This window comes from Pantoea sp. AS142 (assembly GCF_037152305.1).
GTDB lineage: Bacteria > Pseudomonadota > Gammaproteobacteria > Enterobacterales > Enterobacteriaceae > Pantoea.
In genome coordinates this window covers 975036-992470 of record NZ_JBBCMO010000001.1, presented here as the reverse complement: position 1 = coordinate 992470, position 17435 = coordinate 975036, and the positions used below count along the sequence as shown (strand labels likewise).

Genomic DNA, 17435 nt, shown 5'->3' with positions numbered 1-17435 from the left:
TCTTTATTACGCGTCAATCTGTTCATTGAATAACGAGGCATAAATGTCAAACAGTCAGCGTTTTGAAATTACGGCGGGTTACAGCCATTTGCTGGGGGCCAATTTTGATGGCCAGGGCGTGAACTTTGCCCTGTTCAGCGCCCACGCCGAGCGGGTTGAACTCTGTCTGTACGATCCCAGCGGCAAAACGGAAATTGCCCGGCTGGAGCTGCCGGAATATACCCATGAGATCTGGCATGGCTACATTCCAGGCCTGATGCCCGGTGCGCTCTATGGCTATCGCGTCTATGGCCCTTATGACCCGGAAAACGGTCACCGCTTTAACCCGAACAAGTTGCTGCTTGATCCCTATGCCCGTGAACTGGCGGGTGATATCACATGGAACGAAGCACACTTCGCTTACGATCTTTATCACGAGGATAAAGACCTGACGTTCGACAGCCGCGACAGTGCGCCGTTTACACCAAAGTGCCGGGTTATCGATCCGAACGAATTCGACTGGCAGGATAAAAACCGCCCGCATGTGCCGTGGCCGAAAACAGTGATCTATGAAACCCACGTTAAAGGTTTTACGCAGCTTAACACCGCGCTGCCGCCTGAACTGCGCGGCACCTTTGACGGCATGAGCCACAAATCGACTGTCGACTACATCAAAAGTTTAGGGATTACCTCGGTCGAGCTACTGCCGGTACACTGGTTCCCGGACGATCAGCACTTGCTGGATAAAGGACTGAAAAATTTCTGGGGATACAACACGCTGGGCTTCTTTGCGCCTGCCACCCGCTATTTCGGGCCGCGCGGTATTCAGGGCTTCCGTGACATGGTGCGCGCCTTCCATGATGCCGGTATTGAGGTGATCCTGGACGTGGTCTACAACCACACCGCGGAAGGGAATGAACTGGGGCCAACGTTGTCGTTTAAGGGCATCGATAACTTCTCCTATTACCGTACCCTGCCAGACCAGCATCGTTACTACATCAATGACACCGGCACCGGCAACACGGTGAATACTTCACATCCACGCGTACTGCAGATGGTGCTCGATTCGCTGCGTTACTGGTCTGAGTCGATGCATATCGACGGTTTCCGTTTTGATCTTGGCACGATTCTGGGCCGCGAACCCGATGGTTTCGACCCGCGCGGCGGCTTCTTTGATGCCGTAATGCAGGATCCGATCCTGTCGCAGAAAAAGCTGATTGGCGAACCCTGGGATATCGGTCCGGGCGGCTATCAGGTGGGCAGCTTCCCGCCTGGCTGGGCAGAATGGAACGACCAGTACCGCGACACGGTGCGTGACTATTGGAAAGGCAACAACGTCTCGACTGACTTTGCTGCCCGCCTGCTGGGTTCAGGTGATCTCTACGACCAGCACGGTCGTCGTCCCTGGGCCAGCGTCAACTTTATTACCGCGCACGATGGCTTCACCCTCAACGATCTGGTGTCATATAACGACAAACATAACAGTGAAAATGGCGAAGACAACAATGACGGGCACAACGATAACCGATCTTACCACTACGGTGTCGAAGGCCCGACCGATGACGAAGGCATTAACGCGGTGCGTGAGCGTCAGAAGCGTAACTTCCTCGCCACACTGATCTTCTCCCACGGCACGCCGATGCTGCTGGCAGGCGACGAGTTTGGCCGCAGTCAGATGGGTAACAACAACGGCTACTGTCAGGACAGTGAAATCTCCTGGGTACACTGGGATAACCTGCCGGAGTCCGCTGAGGCGCTGCGCGAATTTACCCGCCAGATCCTGAAACTGCGTGCTGAACAGCCGTTACTGCGCCGTGAAAACTGGCGAGACGGCATGGATATCAAATGGTTTAACGCCGGTGGCGGGTTCCAGCAGGCTGAGCAGTGGGATGAGGGCTCGACGCTGGGCGTTTATATTGGCCGGCCGGATCTGCAGACCGAGGAAGGCATCTGGCATGACGTACTGATGCTGCTGAACCCGTTTGAAGGCAATGTGCCGTTCCGGATTCCGCAATTTGGAGAAGGCGGCTGGGTGCTGGAGCTGACCACCAGCGATGTGGCGAAACGCGGTCTGGTGATCACCAAAGAGAAGGATTTTGAGCTGGAAGGACGCAGTTTCGCCCTGTTCAGACGTCCCTGACCGCTGATTGCGGTTAAAAAAGCTAGCCCGGCGCAGCGCCTTTTGCGCTGCGCTTGTGTTTTCGGGGATCGCTGCCAGGCTTAACCGGTTGTTAATAGTGAGGATTAATGCTGATAAGGAGGCATAATGTCCAGATTTACGCAGAAAGTTGTGGTTGTGACAGGTGCCGGATCCGGCATTGGCGAAGCCAGCGCGAAACGCTTCGCTGAAGAGGGTGCATCCGTGGTGCTGGTGGGACGCACCGCGCAGAAACTGGAAAAGACGCTGGCCGACATGACGCCGGGTAATCACCTGGTAGCGGCCTGCGACGTTTCCGAAGCTGAACAGGTTAAACAGCTGTCAGAAACGGTGCTGAAGAAATATGGCCGTGTTGACGTACCGGTGAATAACGCGGGCGTCATCGTGCAGGGCCGCATCCATGAAGTTGAACTCGACGCATGGAAAACCCTGATGAAAACCGACCTTGATGGCGTTTTCCACGGCGTACACTATTTCATGCCTGCCCTGTTAAAAAGCAAAGGCAACGTGGTCAACATCTCCTCCGTTTCCGGCTTGGGCGGCGACTGGGGCATGAGCATCTACAACGCAGCCAAAGGTGCAATTACCAACTTCACCCGCGCGCTGGCGATGGACTACGGCGCGGATGGCGTGCGGGTCAATGCAATTTGCCCCGGCTTCACTTTTACCGATCTGACTGAAGATGCCAAAGGGGATCAGGATCTGCTGGCGCGCTTTTACGATCGTATTCCGCTGCGTCGTGCCGGTGAAGCAGATGATATCGCCCGTGCGATTCTCTTTATTGCCAGCGATGACGCCAGCTATATTACCGGCGTCAACCTGCCCGTCGATGGCGGAATTACCGCCTCGAATGGCCAGCCTAAACAGGCATAAATAACAGGGCAGCGTCTTCACGCTGCCTTTTTATTCTGGACGATCCGCCCTGTTAATTCGCTTTATTCTATTCTTGTGCAGCAATTACATGCCAGCGAATTAATGTTTTGGCGTATGGCGGGTTGGCGTTGCTGTGCGCGCCGGTTTAATTACCGCGCTGCTGGTCGGGCAAATAAATGTGCTCAGGCAGGCATTACAGAGAATGGCATTATTATGATGTATTTTCGCTACCACCAGCGCCTGCTGCCGGGTATAAAGCGAACCAATAAAGACGCGTTTATCGTTCTTTGACAAATTAACGCAACCTTCTTTGTGTAAAATCCACCCACCCATAGGACGCGGGCACAGATAATAATAGCTGGCTTTGAGCATGGTAGTCATCCTGATAGTTGCTGTATGTATCTTAAAAACGAACCAAAATTCGTAAGAGGTTTTTTTTGTAATCTGAAGCTTTATTAAACTAACTGAGAATTATGCTTAAAACCACTTTATTGCGTGAGTCAAACTGACTTTGAGATTATGCCGTTTATAGCCACTGATGTCGCTTCAGGCATTCAACGCACTTAAGCTCCCCGATCCGCTTTTTGACCCTGCTTGCATTGATAGTGCTAATGCATCAATAAAAAAGCAAAAATCAATTTAATTCATTAAAAACAATATTTTGAAAATTATTTCAGCAGATCGAGGTTGCCGGAATGCTCAGGTATTATTAGAGCAGTAGCGGATAACATTGCTCCCCGCAGGGGTAATTATGAGTATTGATAAACTGAGGCTCAAAAAGAGTAAAAGCGCTATACAGCGTATCTTTAAGCGGAACGCTAAGGTGAGCAGTGTCAGGGATTGATTAATCACGGCGGGAGTCACCAGCAGCGATCGGCTTGAAAAAGTAAAGCGATCGGTTTACTTTTAAATTATGAATAAGAGAAACGATATCATGCAGGCCGCCGAGCGGCTCTTCTACACCCATGGCTTCCACGCGACCAGCACCGATCAACTCTGTCGCGAAGCGGGTGTCTCCACCCGCACGCTTTATCATCACTTCGCCTCACGCGAAGCACTGACCGCAGCGGTGCTTGAGGCTCGCGAACAGCGTTTTATGGCCGACCTCCTGCCACCGCAACAACCTGAAGCAATAGCGCATCTGTTTGGGGTGCTGGGCGAGTGGACGACGGTGAACGGCGCCCGCGGCTGCTTCTTTCTGAAAGCCTGGGGGGAATATGCCGAGCGGAACAGCGAACTGGCAGCCCAGGCACTGGCCTTCCGGGCCACAACGCGGGCATACATCACCCAGTGTGTGACGCATCTGTGCGGCGCTGAAAATCAGCAGCTGAGTGATGCCATCTGGATACTTTTTGAAGGTGCGATTACCACGGCGCTGATTACCGGTCCCGAGGCCGCCTGGCAGGCGGCGCAAATCGCAAGCCAGTGGCTTCAGAATGGTACGACCGGATGAGATCGCCCACCGCGCTGGCGCTGACCGGCTTTAGCCTGATCGCTGTAACCTACGGTATGGCGCGCTTCTCGTGGGGATTGATGCTGCCCGCGATATCAGCGGATATCCCGCTCAGCCCCCAGCAGGCGGGTATGCTGTCAGCCTGCAGTTTTGTGGCGTACTGCCTCACCATTCTCACCGCAGCCGCGCTGGCGGATCGCTACGGCACCCGGCTGACTGCGCTGCTGGCCTCACTCAGTGCAGCGACAGGTCTGCTGCTGCTCGCCGGTGCCTCCTCACCGCTTCTGCTGGCAGCCGGACTGTTTGTGGCCGGATTAAGTGCCGGTCTCGCTTCACCCGCACTGGCCGCGGCAGTCAGTGACCGAATCCCTGCTGCGAGTCAGCCACGCACGAACACCCTGATCAATGCCGGTACCAGCGCGGGCATTATCCTGACGGTGGTAATCCTGAGCGTGCTGCCTGGCGGCTGGCGCGCCGCCTGCCTGCTGTTCGCTCTGCTGTCACTGGCCTGTGTACCGCTGGTGATGCGCGTGCTGACGGCTGAGGCCGTTGCACACGCCGCCAGCGTTTGCCACTGGCACCAGCGGCTTTATCGCCGCTCCATGCGCCGCCTGATGGGCATTGCGTTGATTTCAGGTCTGGTCAGTGCGGCCTGGTGGAGCTTTGGATCGGCGCTGCTGCGTCAGCATGTCGGTGTTGATGTAGAGACCGCCCGCCTGCTCTGGCTGATTGCCGGAGGCGCTGGCATCGTGGGTGCAGTCACCGGCCCGGTCGCTGCCCGTATCGGGCTGAATGGGGTTTACCGCCTGTCACTTTGCGGGATGGCTCTGCCGCTGCTGGTGCTGGCCTTCAGTCGGGGTGAATCCATCGGCTTACTGATCGCAGTTGCCTGCTGCGGCGCAGGTTACGTCACGCTATCGGGCGTGCTGCTGGTTTGGGGCGCACGCGCGACCGATGAGGATCCGGCGACCGGCGTCGGTATCCTGTTTTTTATGCTGGCGGTGGGCCAGGTCGCCGGCTCGCTGCTGTTTGGGCAGCTTTACGCCTCTTTGGGTGCCAGTTCGGCATTGACGCTGTTTGCGGTGAGCGCGCTGCTGTTGCTATTTATTGCGCCCACACAGAACCGCGGCGAGTCAGGTCAATAAGCAGCCGTAAACGACCAGGCTGAAGGAACGTCTGGAGGATAATTCATATTTGTTGATGCTCTTATGGCAGGCAGCGCCGTATATATAACGCTAACCGCCAGAATAAAGGGGAATTATAACGCTGTTGCTCTGTCCATCCCGATAGCCACATCACCAAAACGAATCAGATAGCGCGGATATTCTTAATCCGTGGATTAATCTTCTGCTGAAGTAAATCTGTTTCTGGTCCCAGATAATAAGGCACAGCACACTGCTTACCATCTTTAGTAAAAATAATCTGATTATCGTGCAGGAATAACGCAGTAAAATGGCCCAGCACCACACCATTTAATTCAAAGCAGTGATTTCTCGCCGCACGCAGTCCCTGCTTACTCTTCAGAAAATCAACAAATCGCATCATCCTGCACCTCCCGTCAATTAATTAACCCCACCAGAACCGCAAAGATAATAGCCTTTACACCGGCACTAATCACCCGGCTGCCGCTGTTTTCAGAATAGGCTTAACGGCCTGTCAGTCGCGACATTCAATTGGCGTGAACTTTCTCCCTTTCCTGCCAGGAATAATCCTGGAGAACAGGGGAAGAATAAATTATGGACGTGCGCGATATTGATATTGCACATTCTGGCTGCCCGCTATACCGTTGTTTTTTCGACAGGTGCAGATTTTCGGAGCAAAACCGGGTAATGGAAATTTTTGATGCAGACGAAAGCCACATCGCGGCGATTCAGCAGATCTACGCCTGGCATGTCCTTAATGGCACTGGCTCATTTGAGACAGTGCCGCCCGACGCAGCAGAGATTGGCCAGCGAATGCGTAAGATTCAGCAGGCGGGCCTGCCATGGTTTATTGCCGTCAGTGACGATAAAGTGCGAGGGTTTTGCTATCTGTCGCCCTATCGTCCGCGCTATGCCTACCGCCATACGCTGGAAGATTCTATTTATATCGACCCCGGATTTCAGAAGCGTGGTGCCGGTTCGCGTCTGTTAGACCAGGCCATCAGGTGGGCTGAACAGGCAGGATTCCGCCAGCTGATCGCTAACGTCGGCGACAGCGAGAACAGAGGGTCAGTTGCCGTGCATCGCGCCGCGGGCTTTGAGATAACAGGTATTCTGCGATCGGTGGGGTTTAAACATGGCCGCTGGCTGGACACCGTGTTAATGCAGCGCACACTGGGAACGGGCGATTCAGTGTTACCGGTTGATGGCTGAATACTGCCGGCGTAAAAAAGGCGCACTGCCCCTCGTTCTCCCCCGGAGAACCTTCTGGTAAGGTGCGTTAACAAAAATAAAAAATTCCGGAAACCTTTATGTTGTCGACACTCATTTATCGCAGCCACATTACCGAAGATGTGCCGCTTAAAATCCTGAATGATTTGGTATTTAAAGCGAATAAAATCAACAAATCATCCAGCGTAACCGGAATTTTACTGTTCAATGGCACGCACTTTTTCCAACTCCTGGAAGGGCCGGAGGCGGCGGTAAAAGCAGTTTACAGCCGGATTTGCCAGGATCCGCGCCACCATAATCTGGTCGAACTGCTGCGCGATTACGCCCCGGCGCGACGTTTTGGTCACGTTGGTATGGAGCTGTTCGATCTGCGGCTGCATGATAAAGAGAGAGTGCTCGAGGCAGTGCTGGCAAAATGCACCACGAAATATCAGCTAACCTATGCCGATCGCGCACTGCAGTTTCTGCGGACCTTTGTCGAAGCGCGCGAAAAAGAGAACTATTTTGAGATCCCCGCCGCCAGCAGCTGGACATTTATTCGTGACGAGTCAGAACAACGCGCAGGCGACGCGGCGCTGGTGGCAAAGGATGAGGTCAGCTTTGCTTTTCAGCCGATCGTAGACCCCTTTGCCTGCGAAATCGTTTCGCTGGAGGCGCTGCTGCGCGGCCCGCAGGGTGAACCACCGCGTGACTATTTTGCCCGACTGTCACGTGATCAGCTTTATCAGGTCGATCTGAGGTCAAAAAAGATCGCCTTCGCTCAGGCGAAGCAGCTGGGGATTGAGGGAATGACCCTGTCGATCAATCTGCTGCCGATGACGCTGGTGGAAGTGCCCGACGCCGTGCCGTTTTTGCTCAATGAGATTGCTGCGCAGGAGCTGGTTCCAGAGCAGATCATGGTTGAGTTCACCGAAAATGAAATTATCTCGCAGCCCGATGCCTTTGAAGCCGCCCTCAGGCAGCTTAAGGCGGCCGGAATCAGCCTGGCGCTGGATGATTTCGGCGCGGGTTTTGCCGGGCTATCGCTGCTGACCCGCATTCAGCCCGACAAGATTAAGATCGACCGTGCGATTATCGCTGATGTGCATAAAAGTGGTCCAAAGCAGGCAATCATTCATGCCATTCTGAAATGCTGCTCGTCGCTGGAGATCGGTGTTATCGCCGAAGGCATTGAACAGCCAGAAGAGTGGATGTGGCTTGAAGCGGCAGGCGTGACCCAGTTTCAGGGCTTTCTGTTCTCAAAACCCGAACTTAATGGCCTTGCGGCCGTGGCCTGGCCGGAGCTAATCTGACCGCCTTAGATTTGGATGATTTTGCGATTTCCTGCCTTGCTGGATCCCCCGGCGGCTGCTAAATAATAGAGAGTGCCGGGGGATCATCTTGCTGTCATGTTCCCGCGGCAGAGTCAGTCAGGACCCCGTCAGTGATTAAATGTTTAGCAGTCAGATGTTCAGTGTTTAGGCCAGCGCTACGCGCTCTGCGTGCGACGTGACTCCAGGGACAGCATTTGAGGAACTGAATGAAGCAAATCATCCGCGGTGATAAAGAACCGGCCCATATCCTCGCAGCGACCCGTGCGCTTGAAGCGCACTACTCCCGCTATGGAGAAGGCAATAAGTACCATCCCATTATCTATTCCATCGCCTACCGCAGCCGGTTTTATCAGGTTGAGGTGATTACCCGACGTGAAACCATGGTTGCCACGGTGATTACCGGGGTTCGTAACCTGACGCATCTCTCCGGCGCCGCCTGACGGCCGCCGGTAACCCTGCGGGGGCAGATTGCTCCCGCTACCCATTTAGCGTCGGTAGAGCGAATTGGCCGGATAGATCGCGCCAAGCACGCTTTTTTCCCGTGCGCCCGTCACCGCAGGCAGATTGCCTGGCAAGCCGGAAAGCGTGCGGAAAGCAAGCCAGGCAAAAGCCAGCGCTTCCATGTCGTCACCACTGATACCCGCCGCATCGGTAGTGGTCACTTCCGTGCCAGGAAGATGCGCCGCCAGGCGGGCCATCAGCAGCGGATTGCGACTGCCGCCGCCACACACCAGCAGACGGTCACAGCCATCATTGAGTCGCACCTGCTGTGTGATAGTGATGGCCGTCAATTCGACCAGGGTGGCCTGCACATCCTGCGCTGCCAGACCCGGGAAATGGCGCAGATGCTGTTGCAGCCAGCCCAGATTGAAGTGTTCGCGCCCGGTGCTTTTCGGCGGCGGCAACGCAAACCAGGGTTCCCGCAACATCGCCTCCAGCAGTGCCGGAATGACTGACCCGCTGCACGCCCACTGCGCATCTTTGTCGTAGGCCAGGCCCTGATTACACCCGATCCAGGCATCCAGCAGCATATTGCCGGGGCCGGTGTCGAAGCCGCGCACCGGCTGACCCGGGATCAGCAGCGAGAGATTGGCGATACCGCCAATATTCAGCACCATGCGCCGTTCGGTGGCATCCATCAGCAGCGCCTGATGAAAGGCGGGTACCAGCGGCGCGCCCTGCCCGCCCAGCGCCATGTCACGGCGGCGGAAATCGCCGACCACGGTGACGCCGGTTGCCGCCACAATCTGATTATGATCGCCAATCTGCAGCGTGTTAGGTGCGTCACTCTGTGGCTCATGCCAGACGGTCTGACCGTGACAGCCAATCGCCATGATATCGCTGGCGTCAAGCGATTCGCGCTTCATTAATGTTACCACGGCTTCCGCAAACAGCTGGCCGAGGCGGGTATCAAGCTGGCCGAGCTGCGACAGCGTCAGGGCTTGCCCCTGGCAAATCCCCAGAATCGCCTGACGCAGCGCCGGCGGCATCGGATGACAGTAGCTCGCCTGCTGCGCCACCATATTTTCATCAATGGCGGCCAGCACCACATCCACTCCATCCAGGCTGGTGCCTGACATTACCCCAATATAGCGACCTGATTTCATTGCCATTCCTTACTTCCGGCGGGAAGTGCGATTCATCTGTGGCTAGCCTGACAAATAATGATCGCTAATTCTATGATTAAATTCTTTTAATCCCACCGTGCAGACAGAGAATGTCGTGCAACTCTTTTTAATTCACGATTGAATTATTGTTGATCCTGCATAGTCTATGCTTCGTCCAACCGTGTTTTATTCGGACAGGGATTAATTTGCCAGGTTTGTGTCTTATACTGTGTGCAGGATATAGCGGTAAACGTGGCGCCTTCTCGACTAAAGGAGTTTCAAATGATTAAGCGTTTAATTGTGGTCGCTCTGGCCGGTGTCATGCTGGCAGGTTGTAGCAATACCAGTACGCTCTCGGGTGATACCTACAGTGCCAGTGAAGCTAAGCAGGTACAGAGCGTTTCGTACGGTACCTTAGTCTCCGTTCGCCCGGTAAAAATCCAGGGCGGCGATGAGAGCAACGTCATCGGTGCAATCGGTGGTGCGGTGCTGGGTGGCTTCCTGGGGAATACCCTCGGCGGCGGCACCGGACGTAGCCTGGCGACAGCCGGGGGTGCGGTTCTGGGCGGCGTGGCAGGCCAGGGTGTTCAGGGCGCAGTCAATAAAACTGATGGTGTTGAACTGGAAATCCGTAAGGATGATGGCAACACCATCATGGTGGTTCAGAAACAGGCCGCTACGCGTTACTCCGTTGGCCAGCGTGTTGTGATGGCGTCCAACGGAAGCCAGGTGACGGTTTCACCTCGCTAATAATGCTACAAAACAAAAAAACCGACGCCCAGGCGTCGGTTTTTTATTTCTCTTTATGCTGAAGTTCAAGAATGTTTTTCTCAAGCCGGGCGATCAGCGTCACCATCTGACTGATCTCTTCCCGACTGATGCCGGACAAAATGTCGTCCCGCGTCTCATCAATTACAGTCTCAACCTGTTCGATAATCGGCTCTGCCTGCTCCGTCAGCTTAATGCGCTTGGCACGACGATCGTTGGCGCAGGTCGAACGGGTAATTAATCCTTTCTCCTCAAGCTGATCCAGTGTGCGCACCAGCGAAGGCTGTTCTATACCAATCGCCTTGGCTAACTGAATCTGCGACTGTTCCGGCGGCAGTTGATGAATATTGTGCAACGTCACCCAGTGAGTCTGAGTCAGCTCAAGCGGCTTCAGCCGCTGATCAATCAACGCGCGCCAGATGCGCACCAGGCGAGATAAATCCGTTCCGAGCGGCGTATCCATTTCATCTCCTTATAATTAGCTTGCTAGCTATCAAGCCAGATTTTACACTATTCTGCGAGTTTACAGGAAAAATTACAAATCCCGGACCAGGCGGCGAGAATGCGGCAGCGCTTTCCATCTGCCGTTTGGGTTAACGAAGGATATTATCACGTGCTCACTCCTGCTTTTTCAGGTGCGAAACCCCTAACCGATCTGGTAGTGGGCGCCTCGCTGTTTTTCCCGCCGATATTCAAAGCGGTGATCCTCGGCTTCTTTTTCTGGCTACTGATCCACCCGCTGCTGCGCGGCTGGATCTATTCCGGCGATGTCTGGCATCCTACTCTGTTTGATCTTTCCCTGTTTGTGCTGTGCGTTACCGCCGCACTCTGGCTCATCGGTCATGGATAATCGATATGAAATTTAACGCGGTAAAATACTTCTCTACACTGATTGTGTTTGCCCTGGCGCTGCTGGCTGGTGGCTGGCTGTGGAACTATTACATGCAGTCGCCCTGGACCCGTGACGGTAAAGTACGGGCAGAGCTGGTGGATATCACGCCTCAGGTATCGGGCCGGATTACGCAACTCAGGATCAAAGACAATCAGTTCGTGCATCAGGGCCAGCTACTGTTAACGCTGGACCCGGTGCCGTGGCAGATCGCGCTCGACAATGCCGACGCCCAGCGCAGCAAAGCGCAGACGGATCTCGCGAAAGCGCAGCATGAGTTTAACCGGCGCAGCAGCCTGCCGCGCAATATCATCTCCGCAGAGGATCTTGATGCGGCACGGTTAGGCGCCGAGGCGGCGGCGGCCACTAACAAAGCCGCGCAGGCGGAATGGGAGCGGGCGCGCTGGAATCTTCAGCAGACGACGCTGACCGCACCGGCGGATGGCTGGATCACCAATCTGACACTACGGCCTGGCAACTATGCTACAGCGGGGTCGCCACTGTTTGCGCTGGTCGACAGCCACTCTTATTACGTAATGGGCTATTTTGAAGAGACCAAGCTGCGCCATATTCATGCAGGCGCAGCGGCCCAGGTGGTGCTCTACAGCAATGGCTTGCAGCTGCAGGGCCAGGTGGACAGCATTGGTCGCGCCATTTATGACCAGAGCATTGAGACGGACAGCGGCCTGGTGCCCGATATCAAGCCAAACGTACCCTGGGTGCGGCTGGCGCAGCGGGTGCCGGTGCGCATCCGTCTCAACCCGCTACCCGCCGATACAGAGCTGGTGGCCGGAACCAGCTGCACCATCACTATCCAGCCATGAATTTTCAGTGGCTGGCCTGGGACCAACTGCCCTGGATTAAAGCAAACGCCGGCCAGTGGCGCTATGCGTTGCGCAATGCTATCGCGATGTGTCTTGCGCTGAGCATCGCCTATGGACTGGATCTCGATGAGCCTTACTGGGCGATGACCTCTGCTGCCGTGATTAGCTTTCCTACCGTCGGCGGCGCGATCAGCAAAAGTCTTGGTCGCATTGTCGGCAGTCTGATGGGGGCCAGCGCAGCCCTGGTGATCGCCGGACATACCCTTAATGAGCCGTGGCTGTTTGCGTTTGCGATTGCCGGCTGGCTGGCGCTCTGTACCGGCATTGCGAATCACTACCAGAATAACGTCGCCTACGCGTTTTCACTTGCGGGCTACACCGCCGCTATCATCGCCTTTAGCAGCGTCAATATTACCGATATCACCTCGCTGTGGACCATTGCTCAGGCCCGCGTCTGCGAGGTGATCTCCGGCATTCTGTGCGCCGGATTGATGATGATGGTGCTGCCGAGTACCTCCGATGGTGAAACGCTGATTACTTCACTGAAGCAGATGCATGCCCGATTGCTGGAACATGCGGTATTGCTGCTGCAGCCTTCTGCGAGCGAGACAATCCGTACCGCACATGAGAATGTCATCAGCCAGATACTGACGATGAATCTGCTGCGGATTCAGGCCTTCTGGAGTCACTACCGCTTTCGCCGACAGAACAATGTCCTGAACTATGTGCTGCACCAGCAATTGCGGCTCACCAGCGTCCTCTCCAGCCTGCGACGCATGTTGCTGAACTGGCCCGATGCGCCAGAGACGCTGTTTGAAGCGCTGCAACAACTGCTGGCGGAGCTGGCGAAACCGGCGTGTGATAAATATCGTCTGGCGCAAATCCTGCGCAGCGTGACGCCGGCGGCGGATGGCGACTATCGGCAGCGCGCCTTTTGTCAGCGGCTGCGCTACTTCTGCTGGATGTACCTCAACGTTCTGCGCTGGATCCGCCTGCTGGATCGAGCCGATGCCGATACCCGTTTTCAGCCTCCGCCGGTTCCGGCGCTGGCACGCGACACTGACAGTGCTGAAGCCGGCTGGAGCGCCCTGCGCACCTTCTGCGTCATCGTGCTGGGCTGTGCCTTCTGGATCAACACACAATGGTCTTCAGGCGCCGCCGCGCTCACCTTAACCGCCATTGCCTGTGTGCTCTACGCATCCTCACCCTCACCCGGCGGCAGCGTCACGCTGCTGCTGAAAACCCTGTTGTGGCTGTTTGCGTTTAGTTTTGTGATGAAGTTTGGCCTGATGGTGCAGATCAGTCAGCTATGGCAGTTTTTACTGGTTCTGTTCCCGCTGCTGGTGACGCTGCAACTCTTCAAGCTGCAGCAGAGACCGCGCGCCGGGATGTGGGGTCAGTTCATCGTGTTTATGGGATCGTTTATCGCGGTGACAAATCCGCCCTCCTGGGATTATCAGGACTTCTTTAACGATAACATCGCTAAAGTCTGCGGGGTGCTGCTCGCCTGGCTAGCGTTTCAGATCTTGCGGCCCAGCTCCGATGCGCGGCGTAGTCGACGGCATATCCGGGCGCTGCGGCTGGCGTTTCTCGATCAACTGCGGCAACGGCCCCGGCTTAGCGAGAGCCGCTTTGAATCGCAGATATACCACCGCATTAGCCAGCTCAGTCATAGCCGGGATGAACAGGCGCGCGTCTGGCTACTGCGTTGGGGGGTGGTGCTGCTCAACTGCTCACATATCGTCTGGCAGCTACGTGAATGGCGCGCCGATTCGTTGACGTTGAGGGTATTTCGCGATAACAGCCTGCAAAATTTACAGGAGATTATCAGCCGCCGCGGCGTGCGACACAGTTCACTGGATCGGATGCTGACGGAACTGGAGGATTCCATCACCGCGTTACTGGCACTGAAGAGTAACGAGGCCAGCGAACTGGCAGGAATTATCTGGCGATTACGCTGCTCGCTGGCCCAGCTAAAGCAGGCGGTACCTGAATGATCACTGGCAATATTGTTGCTGTTGCCGGTTAAAATCATCCTGCAGCTGTTGCAGTGTTTTGTGTCCCTCGAAGCGGGTTTTATCCATTTCGGTCATCGGTTCAATCACCAGCACTTTCTCATCCGGTGAGAAGATAAACCGGCGCGTCAATTCGGTACCGGTAAAACTCTGACCATGAATGCCCCCGCATACCATAGTCATGGTGCGGCGATAGATAGTGCTATCCGTGAAATTGGTTTCGGTGGCGCTGCGAAAGACCTGATCACAACCCTGCGCTTCCAACTTACGCACCATGTTGCGGCTCAGCCATTCACGACCTTTGGCAATTTTCTCACAGGTGCTACGCATCGGACTGGTATCGATAGTGCGCTGCAGTTCCCGTCCGGTTTCGGTAACCAGTTGCGTATCGTTGGGTTTATCGCATCCCACCAGCAGCAGACACAGCAGCAATGCGCCCTTGAGTTTCATTTTCCTGCTCCTTTCCCCATTACGCTTTCTTACCTGAATCAATATCATAGGGGGGAAATGTCAGGGATGGTATAACAATTCATAAACAGTCGGGATAAAAGCGGGCGGCCCTCGCCTGCCGCCCGGAAACTCAGATTACGCCACAGGCATAACGCGCCCCGCCACCGCCCAGCGGTTTAGGCTGGTCGGCATGATTGTCCCCGCCGACATGTACCATCAGTGCTTTGCCTTTGATCTCTGTTAACGATTTCAGGCGCGGTGCCAGCACCGGATAAGTGGCGTTGCCTTTGTCATCGACATAGACCGCGGGCAGATCGCCCAGGTGCCCCTCCGCATAAGGCCCCAGATGTTTGCCGCTGTTGGCAGGATCAAGGTGGCCTCCGGCAGCACCGGCGGCCACCACTTTACCGTCAGATTCTCCCGGCTCACAGCTGCCTTTCGCATGGACATGGAAACCATGAATGCCCGGCGAAAGCCCCTGTAAATCCGGCGTGAATTGCAGACCATATTGTGTCTCGTCAATCTTGACGGTGCCCAGTGATTTTCCAATCCCTTCAGCGGTAACCTGATGGATTGTAACCTGCTCACTGGCCGCCTGTGCTGAGCCGCAGGCGATCAATGCGAATAGCGCAACTGCTTTGATTTTCATGATGACTCCGTTTACATACCAGGGTTTGAGATAAGTCTGGTCGCTGTTGCACTATTTTGCCGAAGATTGACGCAGTTTTACGCTTCAGGGCACATCAAATCCCAGCGCCGCCTTGCGAATGCGGAACCACTGCTGACGCGTCAGGGATAAATTCACGGCCCCGACGGCTTCGCTGACCCGCGCTATTTTACCTGAACCAATAATTGGCAGCGGCCGCGACGGCAGCATCAGTATCCATGCATAGACCACCTGATCCAGGCTGTTGGCACCCGTTTCCTGCCGCACCGCTTCCAGTTCGTTGCGCAACGGCTGAAAATGCGGATCGTTAAACAAGCGACCGCCGCCCAGGCAGGACCAGGCCATCGGGCGAATGCGCAGTTGCTGACACTGGTCCAGCGAACCCTCCAGCAGCACACTTTGCTGTACCGGTGAGATCTCCAGTTGGTTGGTTACCAGCGAGAATGGCAGACGGGATTGCAGCAGTGAAAACTGTGATGGTGTGAAATTGGATACGCCAAAATGCAGAACCTTACCGCTTTGATGCAGCGCCATAAAGGCGTCAGCCACCTCGTCAGCCTCCATCAGCGGATCGGGACGATGGATCAGCAGCAGGTCGAGACGATCGGTATGGATATGGCGCAGCGAGTTTTCAGCACTTCGCAGGATATGACTTTTGTCGGTAATGTAGTGGCCAATCTGGTGTTCAGGCCGGGCGCGGGTGGCGATGCCGCACTTGGTCACAATCTGCAACTGGTCGCGCAAGCCGGGTGCCCGTTTCAATGCCTCGCCAAACGCCGCCTCACACTGGTAGTCACCGTAGATGTCCGCATGATCAACGGTAGTAATGCCCAGCCTCAGATGGTGCTCAATAAACGCGACCCGCTCCTGAGGCGACATGCCCCACTCCATCAGACGCCAGTACCCCATAACCAGCGGTGAAAAATCGGGCCCCTGTGAAGCGATGGCTTGCGGTTTTAACATGACGTTCTCCCTGTTGCGCGATGGCTGAAGTTAGCGTGTCAGAGAGTATAACGGAAAGCGGAAAGTCGTCAGAATAACGCCGGCTGTTGTGGCTCGTGCGGCTCCTCGCCTTTCTGTTGCCGTTGCAGACGCTGACGACGCTGCTGACAAAGACGAATAACCTCCCGCTTTTGCGCATCGCTAAAGCGCAGCCAGTTGAACCGCTCATCGCGGCTGCGTAAACATCCCAGGCAATAGCCGCGCGCATCAGTCTGGCAGATGCCGCGGCAGGGGCTGGGAACCGGGAAAAACTCAAGCTGCTCGGCCACCACGACTCCGGATTAACAGAATAAACAGTCCAGTAAAAAGCGTAGCCTGTTTGCGCAGGAAGTCAGTCCTGACCGGTCAGAATTATCCTGCTCTTTTACTGCAGAATGAACACTCTGTGCCAAACGCACAGGGCTGCGTTGCATTAGACCGACTGGTCTACTACTCTCAGTGCCATGAATAAGATGCTACAGCGCAACGAAACTCGCGAACACCTGCTCCAGACAGGTGAGCAACTCTGTCTGCAACGCGGGTTTACCGGAATGGGCCTCAGCGAACTGCTGACACAGGCGGCGGTGCCGAAAGGCTCCTTCTACTATTACTTCCGCTCTAAAGAGGCGTTTGGCGTAGCGGTACTGGAACGCTACTTTGCGCGTTTCCTGCAGGATGTGGAGTTACAACTTAATCAGACCAGCGGCACACCACGTGAGCGCCTGCTCAATCATTTTCGTGCTGCCGTTGAGTTGTTTGTCCATCAGGGGCACATCGTAGGCTGTCTGGGGGTTAAGGTCTCGGCGGAAGTGTGCGATCTCTCCGAACCCATGCGTGACGCACTACAACAGGGCGCATCAAAAATCACTGCCCTTTACGCCCAAACACTGACCATTGCAGCACAGCAGGAGTCGCTGAACCTCCCGCAGCCACCCGCGCAGATGGCGGAATTGCTGTCGCTACTGTGGCTTGGTGCCAGTCTGCAGAGCAAAATTTCCCGCGAGGCGCAGCCACTGCGTCTGGCACTGAGTACCATCGAACAGTGGCTTGAACACCACTGATTTTTAAAAAGCATATTTGTAGACG

At 55.4% G+C, this 17435-nt stretch carries 20 protein-coding genes; 12 read left to right on the top strand and 8 right to left on the bottom strand.

Annotated features, from left to right (window positions below; translation table 11 throughout):
* The first annotated feature begins 43 nt into the window (after positions 1-43).
* Positions 44-2119: a glycogen debranching protein GlgX gene (gene glgX, locus WFO64_RS04995; RefSeq protein WP_337009424.1), complete on the top strand. Its 2076-nt coding sequence runs from the start codon at positions 44-46 to the stop codon at positions 2117-2119.
* Between the two features lie 126 nt (positions 2120-2245).
* Positions 2246-3010, top strand: coding sequence for an SDR family NAD(P)-dependent oxidoreductase (locus tag WFO64_RS04990; RefSeq protein ID WP_337009423.1), 765 nt, complete (start codon positions 2246-2248; stop codon positions 3008-3010).
* 99 nt (positions 3011-3109) lie between these two features.
* Here WFO64_RS04990 and WFO64_RS04985 read toward each other — a convergent pair whose 3' ends face one another.
* Positions 3110-3382: a hypothetical protein gene (locus tag WFO64_RS04985; RefSeq protein ID WP_337009422.1), complete on the bottom strand. Its 273-nt coding sequence runs from the start codon at positions 3380-3382 to the stop codon at positions 3110-3112.
* A gap of 541 nt (positions 3383-3923) precedes the next feature.
* Between WFO64_RS04985 and WFO64_RS04980 the strand changes: the two genes are divergently transcribed.
* A complete protein-coding gene (locus WFO64_RS04980; protein WP_337009420.1) occupies positions 3924-4463 on the top strand; it encodes a TetR/AcrR family transcriptional regulator in 540 nt (179 codons plus the stop codon).
* Positions 4460-5608: an MFS transporter gene (locus WFO64_RS04975; RefSeq protein ID WP_337009418.1), complete on the top strand. Its 1149-nt coding sequence runs from the start codon at positions 4460-4462 to the stop codon at positions 5606-5608. Before WFO64_RS04980 ends, WFO64_RS04975 begins: the two co-directional genes overlap by 4 nt.
* Before the next feature lie 163 nt (positions 5609-5771).
* On the opposite strand, the gene WFO64_RS04970 is transcribed toward WFO64_RS04975, so the two are convergent.
* Positions 5772-6005, bottom strand: coding sequence for a hypothetical protein (locus WFO64_RS04970; protein WP_337009416.1), 234 nt, complete (start codon positions 6003-6005; stop codon positions 5772-5774).
* Positions 6006-6292: 287 nt separating this feature from the next.
* Between WFO64_RS04970 and WFO64_RS04965 the strand changes: the two genes are divergently transcribed.
* The 3 genes from WFO64_RS04965 to WFO64_RS04955 all read left to right on the top strand — a co-directional run bounded on the left by WFO64_RS04965 (position 6293) and on the right by WFO64_RS04955 (position 8588).
* Complete coding sequence (locus tag WFO64_RS04965) at positions 6293-6817, top strand: GNAT family N-acetyltransferase (protein ID WP_337009414.1); 525 nt, start codon at positions 6293-6295, stop codon at positions 6815-6817.
* A 98-nt stretch (positions 6818-6915) separates the two neighbouring features.
* Entirely contained in the window at positions 6916-8127 is a 1212-nt protein-coding gene (locus tag WFO64_RS04960; protein WP_337009412.1) for a diguanylate phosphodiesterase, read from the top strand.
* 227 nt (positions 8128-8354) lie between these two features.
* On the top strand, positions 8355-8588 hold the full coding sequence (locus tag WFO64_RS04955; RefSeq protein WP_046288354.1) for a DUF4060 family protein: 234 nt from the start codon (positions 8355-8357) through the stop codon (positions 8586-8588).
* A gap of 45 nt (positions 8589-8633) precedes the next feature.
* Here WFO64_RS04955 and anmK read toward each other — a convergent pair whose 3' ends face one another.
* Positions 8634-9755, bottom strand: a complete 1122-nt coding sequence (gene anmK / locus WFO64_RS04950) for an anhydro-N-acetylmuramic acid kinase (RefSeq protein ID WP_337009534.1) — start codon at positions 9753-9755, stop codon at positions 8634-8636.
* A gap of 282 nt (positions 9756-10037) precedes the next feature.
* On the opposite strand from anmK, the gene slyB reads away from it, so the two are divergent.
* Positions 10038-10505, top strand: coding sequence for an outer membrane lipoprotein SlyB (gene slyB, locus WFO64_RS04945; RefSeq protein WP_337009409.1), 468 nt, complete (start codon positions 10038-10040; stop codon positions 10503-10505).
* 43 nt (positions 10506-10548) lie between these two features.
* Here the strand turns inward: slyB and slyA are convergent, their stop codons facing one another.
* Positions 10549-10986 (bottom strand): transcriptional regulator SlyA, encoded by a 438-nt coding sequence (slyA, locus tag WFO64_RS04940; protein WP_337009407.1) that lies wholly within the window; start codon positions 10984-10986, stop codon positions 10549-10551.
* Positions 10987-11136: 150 nt separating this feature from the next.
* Here slyA and WFO64_RS04935 point away from each other — a divergent pair, with 150 nt between their 5' ends.
* From WFO64_RS04935 to WFO64_RS04925, 3 genes are read left to right on the top strand one after another with little or no spacing between them, the layout of a single operon-like run.
* Positions 11137-11373: a DUF1656 domain-containing protein gene (locus tag WFO64_RS04935; RefSeq protein ID WP_337009405.1), complete on the top strand. Its 237-nt coding sequence runs from the start codon at positions 11137-11139 to the stop codon at positions 11371-11373.
* Between the two features lie 5 nt (positions 11374-11378).
* Positions 11379-12236 (top strand): HlyD family secretion protein, encoded by an 858-nt coding sequence (locus tag WFO64_RS04930; RefSeq protein WP_337009403.1) that lies wholly within the window; start codon positions 11379-11381, stop codon positions 12234-12236.
* Positions 12233-14233 (top strand): FUSC family protein, encoded by a 2001-nt coding sequence (locus WFO64_RS04925; RefSeq protein WP_337009401.1) that lies wholly within the window; start codon positions 12233-12235, stop codon positions 14231-14233. Before WFO64_RS04930 ends, WFO64_RS04925 begins: the two co-directional genes overlap by 4 nt.
* Here the strand turns inward: WFO64_RS04925 and WFO64_RS04920 are convergent, their stop codons facing one another.
* The 4 genes from WFO64_RS04920 to WFO64_RS04905 all read right to left on the bottom strand — a co-directional run bounded on the left by WFO64_RS04920 (position 14234) and on the right by WFO64_RS04905 (position 16639).
* Entirely contained in the window at positions 14234-14701 is a 468-nt protein-coding gene (locus WFO64_RS04920) for a hypothetical protein (protein WP_337009399.1), read from the bottom strand.
* 130 nt (positions 14702-14831) lie between these two features.
* Positions 14832-15350 carry a superoxide dismutase [Cu-Zn] SodC gene (sodC, locus tag WFO64_RS04915; RefSeq protein WP_337009397.1) on the bottom strand — a complete coding sequence of 173 codons (519 nt, stop codon included), beginning with the start codon at positions 15348-15350 and terminating at the stop codon, positions 14832-14834.
* Between the two features lie 84 nt (positions 15351-15434).
* Entirely contained in the window at positions 15435-16331 is an 897-nt protein-coding gene (locus tag WFO64_RS04910) for an aldo/keto reductase (RefSeq protein WP_337009395.1), read from the bottom strand.
* 68 nt (positions 16332-16399) lie between these two features.
* Positions 16400-16639, bottom strand: coding sequence for a DUF1289 domain-containing protein (locus tag WFO64_RS04905; protein WP_337009393.1), 240 nt, complete (start codon positions 16637-16639; stop codon positions 16400-16402).
* A 174-nt stretch (positions 16640-16813) separates the two neighbouring features.
* On the opposite strand from WFO64_RS04905, the gene WFO64_RS04900 reads away from it, so the two are divergent.
* Positions 16814-17410 (top strand): TetR/AcrR family transcriptional regulator, encoded by a 597-nt coding sequence (locus WFO64_RS04900; protein ID WP_337009391.1) that lies wholly within the window; start codon positions 16814-16816, stop codon positions 17408-17410.
* Positions 17411-17435 lie beyond the last annotated feature (25 nt).